We start from the raw sequence: 12,048 nt of genomic DNA, 5'->3' as shown, positions 1-12,048 counted from the left end.
GCAACGGGCGGTCAATCAGGGTGCCGGTCCGCCACGATGGGGCTGGTGAGCGATGCCAACCGCCGGGAGGCCGACGATGCAGAGCGTCCAGAAGGTCCGGCACCGACAGGTCGACCTCGACGGCCTGGAGGTGTTCTTCCGCGAGGCCGGGCGCACCGACCAGCCGACCCTCCTGCTGCTGCACGGATTCCCCAGTTCCTCGCACACCTTCCGCGAGGTGATGCCCACCCTGGCCGAGGTCGCCCGGGTGATCGCCCCCGACCTGCCCGGCTTCGGCATGTCCTCCGCGCCGATCATCGAGGACTACGACTACACCTTCGACAATCTCTCGCGGACCGTCGAACACCTGCTCGACCGCCTCGGGGTGGAGCGCTTCTTCGTCTACCTGCACGATTTCGGGGCACCGGTGGGATACCACCTGGCCACCCGGGCCCCGGAACGCATTCGGGGCCTGATCGTGCAGAGCGGTAACGCCCACCAGGAGGGCCTGGGGGAGCAGTGGGACAGCGCCAGGGCGTACTGGGCCGATCCGACCGAGGAACGGCGCGCGGACCTACCGGACTGGTTGAACTTCGCCGGCACCCGCGATCAGTATCTCGCCGGGCTGCCCGAGCACCTGCGCATCCTGCACCCACCGGAGTCGTGGCATCTCGACTGGGAGCGGATGAGCCGACCTGGCAACCTCGACGCCCAGTTCGCCCTCTTCACCGACTACGCCCAGCATGTGGCCCGCTTCGAGGAGATCGCCGGGTACCACCGCGCTCACCAGCCGCCGGCCCTGGTGCTGTGGGGACGACACGATGCCTACTTCGACGTCGAGGAGGTCCTCGCGTACCACCGGGTCCTCGACCGCATGGACGCCCACATCTACGACGGTGGACATCTGCTGCTGGAGACCCACGCGGCCGAGTGCGCCTACCTCATGCGGGCCTTCGTCCGCGACCACACCTGAGCCGCCCCACGCCACCACGGGCCACCACCACCGCACGGGCCACCGGTTCCGCCGGCAAACCCTCCGTGTTGCTGGCCGACGCCTTCGTCACCGGCTGGCACGCCGCGGCCACCCTGGCCGACGTCCAGGCGGGGGAGACCGTCGCCGTGTTCGGGGCCGGCACCATCGGACTGCTCGCCGCGTACTCCGCCGGTCTGCTCGGTGCCCGCAGGGTCTACAGCGTGGACCATGTCGACGCCCGGCTGGGCAAGGCCGAGGAGGTGGGGGCGGCGCCGGTCGACTTCCGAGCGGGGGATCCGGTCGAGCAGATCCGCGCCGACCGGGCCCGAGCGGGTCTGCCGCTGGGGGAGGAGAAGCTGCCGGGGGTGGACAAGGTCATCGACGCGGTCGGCTTCCAGGCCCACGACCGGGCCCACCCGGACCGGGAGCGGGCCGACCAGGTGCTCGCCGACGCGGCCCGCCTGGTCAACCCGGGCGGCGGGGGCGGGACATGGTGACCTCCGGCCGGGCCCGACCCGGCCGGATCGTCACCCACCACGGCAGCCTGGCCGACGCCCCCGGCTGCTACCAACGCTTCGACCGACGCCAAGAGGTGCTCAAAGCGGTCCTGCACCCCTGACAGGAGAAGCCGCCCCCGCGGAATCCGCAGGGGCGGCCGATCAGGGTACGGCTACCGGCCGGCGCACAACGCGGCGTCGAAGGCGTCGAGCACCCGGAACACCCCGTCCTGCACCGGGCTGGAGTCCGCGGTCACCACCAGGGTCACCGCCCGACCGTCCGCGGTGATCGCGGTACGGCTGGAGTATCCGTCGATGTCGCCGCCGTGCCCCCAGGCCCGACCGCCACAACTGAGCTCGAACCCGATGGTGCCCAGCCCGTAGTGCCACACCAGCTCGGGCAGGTCCTCCCCGCCCGGGTAGAACGGGTTGCCGGCGCGCATCTGGGCCAGGGTCGCTGGCTTGATCAGTTTGCCGTTCTGCAACGCCACCAGGAACCGGTTGAGGTCACTCGGGGTGGAGATCATCTGCCCGGCGGCCCCGCCGATGGAGGGGTCCAGTCGGGTGATCTCGGTCCACTTCCCGGTCTCCGGGTGGGGGAGATAGCCGTTGGCGTACGGCTTGCGGATGCTCTGGTCGCCGACCCCCGGCCAGTAGGTGTTCCGCAGTCCGGCCCGGTCGAGAATCCGGGTGGTGATCACCTCGCTGATCGGCCGTCCGGTGACCTTCTGCACGAGCAGGCCGGCCAGGATGTAGTTGGTGTTGCTGTAGTGCATCGTCGCGCCGGGGACCGGGCTGGTCGCCTCCTTCGCGAAGGCCGAGTCGAGCAGGTCGCGCGCTTCGAAGTACCGGTCGCGCCACTGGAAGACGTGCGGCAGGTCGTAACCCGGCAGGCCGCTGGTGTGCTCCAGCACCTGCCGGACGGTGATCGTCCGCCCGTCGAAGCCCGTGCCGCGGACGAGACCCGGCAGGTACGTCTCGATCGGCTCGTCGAGGCGGACCTTGCCGTCGTCGACGAGTTGCAGGACGGCGACGGCGGCGTACATCTTGGTGTTGCTGGCCATCCGGAAGTACCCGTCGGCGGGAACCTTCCCCCGGGTGCGCAGGTCGGCCACCCCGGCGGTGTAGTGGGTCACCCGGCCGGTGCGGTCCCGTACCGAGGCGAATGCTCCCGGCGCGACACCGGCGCCCACCAACTCGTTCAGGCTTACCTGGATGGTGTCCTTCGGCGGCTTGGCCACGGCCGGATCGGCCGACCGTACGCCGACCACGGCCAGCCCGATCATCGTGCAGGCGGCCAGCAGGGCGATGCCCCGTCGGGCGATGGACTTCTCTGTCGTTGACGTTGACACGGGACCTCCTGGTGAGTTGTCGGATCGGCGGCCGGGTGCCGCGATCCACGAGACGGATTCCGGGGTCATTCCTTGATCCCGATGCCGTTGACCGGCGGGGTGCGCAGCAGCGCGCCGATGGGCAGGACGGTGGTGGTCAGCGCCAGCAGGGTGGCGCCGCCGATGATGGCCAGCCCGCCGGCCAGTGGGACGTAGGGCACCGGTTGCCCGGTCAGGGTCCGGACCACCGAGGTCAGGGTGACCACGGCGATGACCCCGCCGATGAGCAGTGCGGTACCGAGCAGGCCTACCTGTTCGGCGTGCACCATCCGCTTGACCTGGCGTCTGGTCATCCCCACCAGCCGCAGCAGGGCCAGCTCACGACCCCGGGCCAGGGCGGCCATCACCATCGTGTTGGCGGCGGCCAGCGCGGCGTAGCCGACCATGACCCCGATGAGCATCTTGTTCAGCCAGGCGCTGATCGCCAGGTCCTGCGCCAACTGACCGTTGATGGTGCCGGTGTCGATCAGTCCGCTGCCCGGATGACGATCGACCAGGTCGGCCAGGGGGACCGAACCCCCCTCGGTGCGGATCAGCACCTGGTCGTCCAGGTCGGTGGCGGTGTGTCCGGTGATGATCTCCCGATTCACGGTGACGTCGGCGAAGCCGAGCCCTCGTTCGTAGAGGGCCACCACCCGCAAGCGCACCGGGGTGCCGTCGCCCAGCCACATCGCCACCTGGTCGCCGACCTTCGCCCCCTGGGAGGCGGCCTGCAGGGTGGACAGGGCCACGGTGGCGCCGTGCAGGTCGGCCAGCCGGCCCTCGGTGACCTTGAGGTCCAGGGTGTGTTCGACACCGGCGGGGTCGATGCCCTGCGCGCTGACCTCCTGAGTCTCATCCAGCACCCGAGTGAGCACCGAGGTCCGTCGGATCGGGGTCGCGGCCAGGACTCCGGGCATCGCGCGGGCGTCGGTGACGGCGGTCCGGGCCAGCCCCACCGGCGAGACCAGCGAGTGTTGGGCGAGCATTCCGGTGCGGCTCTGGGCCAGGGTCTGCCGTTCCAGGTTGTCCTGGAGGAACCAGATCGAGCCCCCGAAGCCCACCGACAGCACCAGGGCGGTCAGCACGGTCACCATGCCCTGGGCGTTGGCCCGCAGGTTGGCTGCGGCCAGGTATCCGCTGTCCCGCCAGACGGTCCGCAGCACCGGGCCCAGGGCCCGTGCGGCGTACCGGTTGATCCAGGGCGCCAGCAGGGCGGCGGCCAGCACGAGGACGTACAGCATGCCGAGCGCCGCGCCGAGGGCGGCCGGGCCCCGGGCGGCCGTGGTGACCATGGTGAGGGAGATCCCGGCGGCCAGGGTCACCAGCCCGACGATCAGCCGGGTCCGGCTGTTGCGGGCCGGCTCCACGGCGACCTCACCGAGGGCCTCGGTGGGGCGGATGCGTACGGTGCGCCCAGCGGCGATCAGGGCCGCCGTCACCGCCACCAGCATGATCGTCACGGTCACCGCCAGGGCGGAGAGCAGGCCGCCGGTGAGCGGGAAGCCCTCGGGAATGAAGCCCCGGGCGATCAACTGCCGGTGCACCCAGCCGGTGGCGAACAGCCCGGCCGGGATGCCCAACCCGACCGCCACGAGGCTCAGTTGCAGCACCTCGGCGACGATCATCACCCGGATCTGGCCGGGGGTCGCCGCGATGGCCCGCAACAGGGCCAGGTCCCGGCGGCGGTGGCGGACCGCCAGCCCGACCGTGCCGGCCACGACGAACATCACCAGCCCGGCGACGTACCCGCCGAAGACCGCACCCACCTCCACCAGCAGCTCGCTGGCCGCCAGGGCCTCGGACTGGGCCAGTCGCCCGCGCTCGGCACCGGTGAACACCCGCGCTCCGGCCTCGGTGGACAGCCGCCGCACCTCGGCCAGTACGGCGGAGGTGTCCGCGCCGGAGGCCACCACGATCCCGATCGCCCCGGCCCGACCCGGGTACGGGCTCAGCGCGGCGGCGTGCCGGTCGGTGAAGAACACCGCGGCGGGCCAGTCGCCCTCCACGGCGCGTTCCACCACCGCACTGACGGTGTACCTGCGCATCCCGCCCTGCACGATCACCGGAATCCGGTCGCCGGGGCGCACCTCGGTCTCGGCGGTTCTGGCCAGCCGCAGGTCGACGGCCACCTCGTCCGCTGCGGTCGGCGGGCGGCCGTCGACGATCCGGTAGGGGGTCAGGGCGGCACTGCTCCACCCGTGGGCGGCCGTCCGCTGTGGCGCCACGGTCGGTACGACCGCCCGCATCGTGTGGTCGACCGCGACCATCGTGATTCCGGGTACCTGCCGGAGTTGCTCGGCCAGGGTGACCGGCACCGTCCCACCCTCGGGCAGGGGCACCCTGGTCGTGGTGGTCGTTCCGTCGAACTCCCGGCCGGTGATCGTGATGTCGTGGTTCGCTACGACGATGTCGGCGGCGGCGTACCGCTGGGGGGCGGGGGTGTAGCGCAGGCCGGACTCGACCAGCAGCCCCACCGACATCAGGATCATGACCCCGCAGGCCAGGGCGACCAGGGTGGCTACCGCGCTTCCGATCCGGTGCCGCAGCATCCGGACAGCCAGGCTCAGCATGGCTCAGCTCCCCTGCGCGACGAGCTGACGGCGTCCGAGCAGCGCCAACTGCTCGGCGATCCGCTCCGGACCCGGCTGCGGCATGTCGTGCACGATCCGGCCGTCCGCGAGGACCATCACCCGGTCGGCGTACGAGGCGGCCACCGGGTCGTGGGTCACCATGATCACCGTCTGCCGGCTCTGGTCCACCACGGACCGCAGCAGGGCCAGCACCTCCGCGGCGGTCTGGGTGTCCAGGGCGCCGGTGGGCTCGTCGCAGAAGATCACCTCGGGGCGCATGGCCAGGGCCCGGGCGATCGCCACCCGCTGCTGCTGCCCACCGGACAGCTCGGCCGGACGGTGGTGCAACCGGTCGACGAGCCCGACCCGGTCCAGGACCTGCCCGAGCCAGGCGGGGTCCGGACTGGCACCGGACAGCCGCAGGGGCAGGTGGATGTTCTCCTCCACGGTCAACGCCCCGATCAGGTTGAAGGCCTGGAAGACGAAACCGATCCGGCTGCGACGCAGCTTGGTCAGCTTCGTCTCGGACAGCCGGGACAGCTCCTGGTCACCGATCCACACCTCACCGGAGGTGGGCCGGTCCAGACCGGCCGCGGTCTGCAACAGGGTGCTCTTGCCGGAGCCCGAGGGACCCATCACCGCGGTGAAGGTGCCGCGGTGGAACTCCGCGTCGATGCCGGCCAGGGCGGTGACCGCCTGGGGCCCGGTGCCGTAGGTGCGGGTGAGTCCTCCGACGCGTACCGCCGGCTCGGCGGGTCGTCCAGCAATGGCGGACATGAATATCGGCCTCTCCGTGAGCTCGGCAGATCGAGTACACGGAAAAGCTATGGCGCTACGGCGTCCCGGACGATCTAGCGTACGGGCCAACCGGGGTACAGCAGGCTGTACTAAACGCGGCCCTGGGTGTCCTTGAGGTACCGCAGGACGGCGGTCACCCGACGGTCGGCCGAGTCGTCCGGGGCCAGGCCGAGCTTGGCGAAGATGTTGCGGATGTGCTTGTGCACGGCCCCTTCGGTGACGAACAGCCGTTCCGCGATCGCGGTGTTGCCCAGCCCTTCGGCCATCAGCGCGAGCACCTCCCGTTCCCGGGCGCTCAGCAGGCTGAGGGTGCTGTCCGGGCGGCTGCGGGCGAAGAGTTGGCTGACCACCTCGGGGTCGATCGCCGTACCGCCCTCGGCTACCCGGTGCAGCGCGCCGAGGAACTCCTCGACCCGACCCACCCGTTCCTTGAGCAGGTAACCCAGCCGTACCGCGCCGGCGGCCAGCAGGTCGGTGGCGAAGGCCTGCTCGACGTACGCCGACAGGACCAGCACCGCCAGGCCGGGGTGCCGACGCCGGGCCTCGACGGCGGCCACGATCCCCTCGTCGGTGTGGGTGGGGGGCATCCGCACGTCGACGATCGCCACCTCCGGCCGATGGGTGTCCACCGCGGACAGGAAGGTGGTCGGGGAGTCCGTGGTGGCCACCACGTCCAGGCCCTCGGCCCGCAGCAGCAGGGCCAGCCCCTCGCGCAGCAGGGCGTCGTCCTCGGCGATCACGATCCGCACGGCAACTCCACGAGTATCGTCGTCGGCCCACCGGGTGGGCTGGTCAGGGTGAACCGGCCGTCATGGGCCTCGACCCGGCGCCGGATGCCACCGATGCCGGAGCCCTGGCGCTCGTCCGCGCCACCCCGACCGTCGTCCGTGATCGACAGGTGCAGCCGGTCGGCCTCGCGTCGGACGGTGACGGCGGCCGTGCTGGCGCCGCTGTGCCGGGCGACGTTGGTCAGCGCCTCCGCCACCACGAAGTAGGCCGTGGTCTCGACGGACGCGGCGCACCGGCCCGGTACCTCGACCTCCACCGTGCAGGGCACCCCGCAGCCGGCGGCCAGCCCGTGCAGGGCACCGGCCAGCCCTCGGTCGTCCAGCACCGGGGGCAGGATCCCCCGCACCACCGTACGCAGTTCCGCCAGGGCCAACTCGGCCGCGTCCTGGGCCCGGTCCAGCACCTGCGCCGCCTGCGCCGGATCGCGGGCCAGTGCCCGCCGGGCGGCACCGAGCAGCACGGTGACCGCGACCAGCCGGTTCTGCGCCCCGTCGTGCAGGGAGCGTTCGATGCGGCGCAACTCCACCGCGTGGGCGTCCAGGGCCGCCGCCCGGGTGGCGGTCAGCTCGGCGATCCGCAGGGAGGCGTCGACGTCGGGGGGCGGGGCCAGCAGCCGTCGCCCCGGCAGCGCCTGGAGGCGGGCCAGGCGCGGCCCGAGCGCCACCGTCACGGCGAGCCAGCCGACCCCGATCAGGGCGACCACCAGGGCGTCGGGCAGCCCGTCGATGCGCCAGTTGACCAGACCCGGGCCACCCTCCTCCGGAGGCAGCAACCAGAAGTAGAACGGGAACAGCAGGTTCTGCACGGCGGACAGCGGCAGGGACAACCCGAACACGCCCAGGGCGAGACCGACCGTGCCGTGGAGGGCCACGAACCCGCACTCCCGCCGCACCCACGGATCGCGCAGGGCCTGCCGCAGGCCGGCGGGCACCGGTGGCGGCTCGGGCAGTCGGAACCCCCATCGGGACAGCCGGGCCCGTTCCCGCCGGGCGGCCGACCGTACCGCCTTCAACGCCGACGGGATCACCGGCAGACCGATCCCGACCAGGCAGGCCAGTGCCACCACGGAGAGCAGCAGCAGCGCCGCGAACGCCAGGATCGCCGTACCGAGGCCGCCGACCAGGTGTTCCAGGGCGTCGACGGAGATCCGTACCCGGTCGCGCAGATACCGCCGCACCCCGCGTTCGCGGCTCCCGCCGGTGTCTGCCTCCGCCATGTGCACCTCCCCGGCACAGACCATAGGTGACCGAGGTCGGAGCCGGCCCACGGCGGGGGGAAAGGTACAGCCTGCTGTACCCGGGTCGGGCGGCTGACTGGATCGTCGGCGGCCCTCCGCAGCCCTAGCGTTGTCCTCGTCGCCGACCACACAACCCAGGGAGCAACCATGGCCGACCGCATCGCCCCCGTCGAGACCGCCACCCGCAGCCTGTTCCGCCCGGTGCTCTGGCTGGTGCTGATCGTCAGCGCGGTCATCAACGCCAGCATGTCGATCGCCGACGCGAACGTCTTCGTCGGCGCCGGGTTCGGACTGGTCACCCTGACCTGCGCGGTGCTGCTGGTAGTGCACCATTACCGCAATCGTCGGGACTGACCTAGACGGCGAGGTCCTCGGCCGCACCGAGGACCTCGCCGCCGGTCACCGAGGGGCCGGGGAGTCGAGCAGCATGGAAGATGCCACCGGCAAGGCCCCACCGCGACGATGGAGTGGACGGATGCGGATCAGCGGTACGGCATCATCGGGAACCAGCCGAACCCGAACATCGCCGGGACCCGCAGATCCCAGTAGACGACGGTGAAGACCCCCAGCATGAGCATCAGCCCTCCGGTCACCACGACGCTGCGCGAGGGGTCGGAGGCCCACGCCAGGAAACGTCCCCGGGTGACGAGCACGATGAGGGCGAACAGCAGGGCCACGATCAGGATGTTGCCCAGGGACTGAAGGACGAAGGCCATGGCGCCGTTCAGCGGGTTGCCGGTGTCCACGGCCCAGTGGAACAGCTTGTTGAACAGCGGGTACGGCCGGCCGATGAGGAAGCCGCCGATGAGGGCACCGATGGTGACCACCCGGGCCACCGGACGACGGGCGAACACGTCCGGCAGGAAGCCCAGGGCGGCCAGGCCCAGGTAGGCCAGGGCCAGCCCGATGAGGCCGAACACGACGGACGACTGGATGATCCGGACCGGCATCTCGCCGATCGTCTCGGTCGACAGCTGCGGCAGCCGGTCACCGAGCATCACCCCGACCGCGCCGTACAGCGCGGACACCGTCACCATGCCGACCGTCATCCAGCCCACCGGGCGCAGGAGGGCGGCGATGGTGTGCCGGGCCCTCCCGGTGCGTTCCGTACTGGCCTGGGTCAGCGGGCCGACCGAGGCCATCATGGCGATGTTGCAGGCGGTGAAGGTGCCGGCCAGCCCGGACACGAAGGCGAACAGCAGGCCGGCGGCCGTCCCCGCGATGGGGGTGGTCTTCGCGTCATGGCCCAGCGCCGCGTTGGCCACGGTGTCGCCGATGACCGAGTCGACGAGTTCGAACGACCACACCACCGCCAGCAGGATGCCTCCGAGGGTGGCGATGAGTGCCGCCCGTACCGGTGGCCGGGACCTCGGTGGGTCTATGAGCGCCTTGTGGCGGCTGTCAAGGTGGGCCATGTCGATAGTCCTTCCTTCGTTCTCTTTTCCGATGACGCGTTGCGCTCGTTGCCGTGCTTGCGCAGACAGCATCGAAGGTTCGCTCTCCGAAGACGTCTCGTATCGTGCGGACTTCGGCCCTGAACAGCGACAACGGTCGCCGTTCGGTAGCACTGTGCGGCTTTCGAGAGAACTGTCGTCCTTCCATATGGCCCAGGATCGCCCAAGTGGCCGATTCGCCGTGGCGGCGATCCGCCCGAGGGGTGCGGTACGACCACCGTCTATTGAGTGGCCGCACCGAAGAGGAGCGCCGATGGACGTACTGAGAAAGACCTCACTGGTCGCGGGTGGGTGCTATGTGCTCACCTTCGTCTCGATTCCGACCGTCGCGCTCTACCGGCCGGTACGCGACGCGGATTACCTGCTGGCGTGGCGAGTCTGCTGACGGTGGTCGCTGTTGTACCAGGCACGCCTGGTGCCCAGGGTTCTTCCGGTGCTCGGGCTCGTCGGGGCACCCCTGCTCATCGTCTCGGACCTGTGCGTGCTGTTCGGTCTCTGGGACCGGTTGTCCCCGGTGACGGCGATCGGGGCCCTGCCCATCGCCGTCTGGGAGTTCTCGCTGGGTGTCTACCTGATCGTCCGGGGCTTCCGGCCGTCCGCGATCACGGCGGGAAACCGCGCCGCCGGCACCCCTGCCCGGGAAACCGAGCCCGTGACATAACTCGTACAACAGCGTACGGTTTATCTCGAACATGAATGTTCGAGATGGAGGTGCGGGGCATGACCGGCGACAAGCTCCTGCGACATTGGCCCGCTGCCCTGGGGGTGCTGGTCGCGGCCGGTACCGTGCTCGGCGTCGAGCATGGCGGCCAGATCGCCTCCGTGGTGGCGGCCTCCGGGTTCGTCTACCTCGCCGCAGCGGCCATCGGGCGCCCCGGCGCGGCATGGCCCGCCTTCGGTGTCACCTTCGTGCTCATCGGGCTGAGCCTTCGTACCGGCTTCGATGCCGTGCTCTGGGTCTGCGTCGCGGCTGCCGCCCTAGCCGTCATCGGCCTCCTGCGGGCGGGCGTACGTCCAGTGTGGTCGCTGCCGCTCCAGTCGGCGGCGATGGTCGTGCTCGGGGCGGCCGCGCTGTTAGCGGTCCGGGCCGACCCGGTCATCGCCGGGGTGATCGTCAGTGTCGCCCTGTTCGCCCACGCGGCATGGGATGTGTGGCACCACCGCACCGGGCGCGTCGTCGCGCGTTCCCTGGCGGAGTTCTGCTGCGTACTGGACGTGCTGGTCGGGGTGGGGGTGCTCGTCGTCACCCTGACGTTGTGACGGCCAGCGCCGCCAGCAGGGTGTCGCGGACCAGTCCGGTGGCCTCCTCGGCGGTCACGTCCCCCCGATGCACCGCGGCCGATGCCCCGTGCAACACCCCCTGGATGGTGGTGAGCTGCCACGACAGCGGCATGTCGGCCCGGAACACCCCCTCGTCCCGACCGCGGGCGACCAGCGCACGCATCCGGCGAGCCGGCTCCTCGTGCACCCGCCGCATCTCCTCCGGGGTCAGGGCATCGCTCGCCGCGACCACGATCGCCCCGAACCGGTAGGTCAGCTGCCAGGTCGCCTCCAGCAGGCGGGCCATCGCCTCCCGTGGATCACCGTCGAGATCGACCGCACCCAGGGCCTGGTCGGTACTGGCGATCACCCGGCGGCTGACCGCCTCGACCAGTGCCCCCCGGGACGGGAAGTGACCATAGAGGGTCACCCGGCCCACCCCCGCCGCCCTAGCGATCTCGTTGACACTCACCGCCGGGTCGGTGGCGAGCAGGGTGGTCGCGGCCTCAAGGATCGACTCGACATTGCGCCGGGCGTCCGCGCGCCGGGCCGTCCCCTCGGTAGCCATCGCGCCTCACCCATCTTGAACAGGGATGTACGCCTTGAGTGTAGGGCGCGGAGGTCCGCGCCGCGCCGATCGACCGCGCGGCGCGGCCCGCTCACCTCGGGTGGGTGGCGGTACCTCCGCCGGGCGGGGGCGGGCCGATCGGACAGGTGGCGCCCTCCAAGGCCACCCCGGCGGAGGCCACCGTCACGGCCGTGGGCCCGGCCAGGAGCAGGGCGATCACGGTGGCGGCGACCAGGCGGTGGCGGATGCGGGGCCGGGTCGGCGGGGCCAGCATCCGGCGTACCCGTTCCACCGCACCGGTAGCGGCGCCGAGGGCGTGCCGGGGGGTGTGGTCGGCCAGCCGCACGATGGCGGTGGCCACCGCCTGCCGTCCGTGCTGCTCACTCGCCCGGTCGTCCGCCAGATGCTCCACCAGCCGCCGGATCTCCCGCTCGGCGGTCTCGGCCATCGGCAGTCCCGGCAGCGTGCGATGGAAGGCGGCGGCCAGGGCGACCAGGAGGTGGTGCCGGCCGCGCAGGTGGGCCCGCTCGTGCCGCAGTACGGCCGCCAA

The 12,048-nt window shown here is 71.5% G+C and carries 15 protein-coding genes; 7 read left to right on the top strand and 8 right to left on the bottom strand.

Annotated features, from left to right (window positions below; translation table 11 throughout):
- Window positions 1-76: 76 nt before the first annotated feature.
- The 3 genes from ACGFIK_RS06230 (at window position 77) to ACGFIK_RS06220 (ending at window position 1,571) form a co-directional block, all read left to right on the top strand.
- Window positions 77-952: an alpha/beta hydrolase gene (locus tag ACGFIK_RS06230; protein WP_327025223.1), complete on the top strand. Its 876-nt coding sequence runs from the start codon at window positions 77-79 to the stop codon at window positions 950-952.
- 65 nt (window positions 953-1,017) lie between these two features.
- The gene (locus ACGFIK_RS06225; protein WP_327025224.1) at window positions 1,018-1,449 is read left to right on the top strand and encodes a hypothetical protein; all 432 of its coding nucleotides are present in this window, start codon (window positions 1,018-1,020) and stop codon (window positions 1,447-1,449) included.
- Complete coding sequence (locus ACGFIK_RS06220; RefSeq protein ID WP_327025225.1) at window positions 1,443-1,571, top strand: hypothetical protein; 129 nt, start codon at window positions 1,443-1,445, stop codon at window positions 1,569-1,571. The genes ACGFIK_RS06225 and ACGFIK_RS06220 overlap by 7 nt, the downstream gene beginning before the upstream one ends.
- Window positions 1,572-1,622: 51 nt before the next feature.
- Here ACGFIK_RS06220 and ACGFIK_RS06215 read toward each other — a convergent pair whose 3' ends face one another.
- The 5 genes from ACGFIK_RS06215 to ACGFIK_RS06195 all read right to left on the bottom strand — a co-directional run bounded on the left by ACGFIK_RS06215 (window position 1,623) and on the right by ACGFIK_RS06195 (window position 8,195).
- Entirely contained in the window at window positions 1,623-2,801 is a 1,179-nt protein-coding gene (locus tag ACGFIK_RS06215; protein WP_327025226.1) for a serine hydrolase domain-containing protein, read from the bottom strand.
- A gap of 65 nt (window positions 2,802-2,866) precedes the next feature.
- Window positions 2,867-5,392, bottom strand: coding sequence for an FtsX-like permease family protein (locus ACGFIK_RS06210; protein WP_327025227.1), 2,526 nt, complete (start codon window positions 5,390-5,392; stop codon window positions 2,867-2,869).
- A gap of 3 nt (window positions 5,393-5,395) precedes the next feature.
- The gene (locus ACGFIK_RS06205) at window positions 5,396-6,169 is read right to left on the bottom strand and encodes an ABC transporter ATP-binding protein (RefSeq protein WP_327025228.1); all 774 of its coding nucleotides are present in this window, start codon (window positions 6,167-6,169) and stop codon (window positions 5,396-5,398) included.
- A gap of 110 nt (window positions 6,170-6,279) precedes the next feature.
- Complete coding sequence (locus ACGFIK_RS06200; protein ID WP_327025229.1) at window positions 6,280-6,939, bottom strand: response regulator transcription factor; 660 nt, start codon at window positions 6,937-6,939, stop codon at window positions 6,280-6,282.
- Window positions 6,927-8,195: a sensor histidine kinase gene (locus ACGFIK_RS06195; protein ID WP_327025230.1), complete on the bottom strand. Its 1,269-nt coding sequence runs from the start codon at window positions 8,193-8,195 to the stop codon at window positions 6,927-6,929. Before ACGFIK_RS06195 ends, ACGFIK_RS06200 begins: the two co-directional genes overlap by 13 nt.
- A gap of 168 nt (window positions 8,196-8,363) precedes the next feature.
- Between ACGFIK_RS06195 and ACGFIK_RS06190 the strand changes: the two genes are divergently transcribed.
- Window positions 8,364-8,570, top strand: coding sequence for a hypothetical protein (locus tag ACGFIK_RS06190; RefSeq protein ID WP_327025231.1), 207 nt, complete (start codon window positions 8,364-8,366; stop codon window positions 8,568-8,570).
- Between the two features lie 128 nt (window positions 8,571-8,698).
- Here ACGFIK_RS06190 and ACGFIK_RS06185 read toward each other — a convergent pair whose 3' ends face one another.
- Window positions 8,699-9,631: a hypothetical protein gene (locus ACGFIK_RS06185; protein WP_327025232.1), complete on the bottom strand. Its 933-nt coding sequence runs from the start codon at window positions 9,629-9,631 to the stop codon at window positions 8,699-8,701.
- 292 nt (window positions 9,632-9,923) lie between these two features.
- Here ACGFIK_RS06185 and ACGFIK_RS06180 point away from each other — a divergent pair, with 292 nt between their 5' ends.
- From ACGFIK_RS06180 to ACGFIK_RS06170, 3 genes are read left to right on the top strand one after another with little or no spacing between them, the layout of a single operon-like run.
- A complete protein-coding gene (locus ACGFIK_RS06180) occupies window positions 9,924-10,055 on the top strand; it encodes a hypothetical protein (RefSeq protein WP_327025233.1) in 132 nt (43 codons plus the stop codon).
- A gap of 12 nt (window positions 10,056-10,067) precedes the next feature.
- On the top strand, window positions 10,068-10,331 hold the full coding sequence (locus ACGFIK_RS06175; protein WP_327025234.1) for a DUF4386 domain-containing protein: 264 nt from the start codon (window positions 10,068-10,070) through the stop codon (window positions 10,329-10,331).
- Window positions 10,332-10,390: 59 nt separating this feature from the next.
- Window positions 10,391-10,930, top strand: coding sequence for a hypothetical protein (locus tag ACGFIK_RS06170; protein WP_327025235.1), 540 nt, complete (start codon window positions 10,391-10,393; stop codon window positions 10,928-10,930).
- Here ACGFIK_RS06170 and ACGFIK_RS06165 read toward each other — a convergent pair.
- Together ACGFIK_RS06165 and ACGFIK_RS06160 are read right to left on the bottom strand one after the other, a co-directional pair.
- Complete coding sequence (locus ACGFIK_RS06165) at window positions 10,914-11,498, bottom strand: TetR/AcrR family transcriptional regulator (protein ID WP_327025236.1); 585 nt, start codon at window positions 11,496-11,498, stop codon at window positions 10,914-10,916. The genes ACGFIK_RS06170 and ACGFIK_RS06165 overlap by 17 nt on opposite strands.
- Before the next feature lie 91 nt (window positions 11,499-11,589).
- A complete protein-coding gene (locus tag ACGFIK_RS06160; RefSeq protein ID WP_327025237.1) occupies window positions 11,590-12,048 on the bottom strand; it encodes a hypothetical protein in 459 nt (152 codons plus the stop codon).

The sequence above is a fragment of the Micromonospora sp. NPDC048871 genome, assembly GCF_043198155.1.
In the GTDB taxonomy this organism is placed as follows: domain Bacteria; phylum Actinomycetota; class Actinomycetes; order Mycobacteriales; family Micromonosporaceae; genus Micromonospora.
Note: the sequence above shows the minus strand (reverse complement) of the source record. Positions and strands in the feature narration are given on the sequence as shown.

Coding starts and splice junctions, on each gene's coding strand:
- ACGFIK_RS06170 (WP_327025235.1), top strand. CDS start 10,391: ATGACCGGCGACAAGCTCCTGCGACATTGGCCCGCTGCCCTGGGGGTG.
- ACGFIK_RS06190 (WP_327025231.1), top strand. CDS start 8,364: ATGGCCGACCGCATCGCCCCCGTCGAGACCGCCACCCGCAGCCTGTTC.
- ACGFIK_RS06195 (WP_327025230.1), bottom strand. CDS start 8,195: ATGGCGGAGGCAGACACCGGCGGGAGCCGCGAACGCGGGGTGCGGCGG.
- ACGFIK_RS06185 (WP_327025232.1), bottom strand. CDS start 9,631: ATGGCCCACCTTGACAGCCGCCACAAGGCGCTCATAGACCCACCGAGG.
- ACGFIK_RS06180 (WP_327025233.1), top strand. CDS start 9,924: ATGGACGTACTGAGAAAGACCTCACTGGTCGCGGGTGGGTGCTATGTG.
- ACGFIK_RS06165 (WP_327025236.1), bottom strand. CDS start 11,498: ATGGCTACCGAGGGGACGGCCCGGCGCGCGGACGCCCGGCGCAATGTC.
- ACGFIK_RS06205 (WP_327025228.1), bottom strand. CDS start 6,169: ATGTCCGCCATTGCTGGACGACCCGCCGAGCCGGCGGTACGCGTCGGA.
- ACGFIK_RS06230 (WP_327025223.1), top strand. CDS start 77: ATGCAGAGCGTCCAGAAGGTCCGGCACCGACAGGTCGACCTCGACGGC.
- ACGFIK_RS06220 (WP_327025225.1), top strand. CDS start 1,443: ATGGTGACCTCCGGCCGGGCCCGACCCGGCCGGATCGTCACCCACCAC.
- ACGFIK_RS06210 (WP_327025227.1), bottom strand. CDS start 5,392: ATGCTGAGCCTGGCTGTCCGGATGCTGCGGCACCGGATCGGAAGCGCG.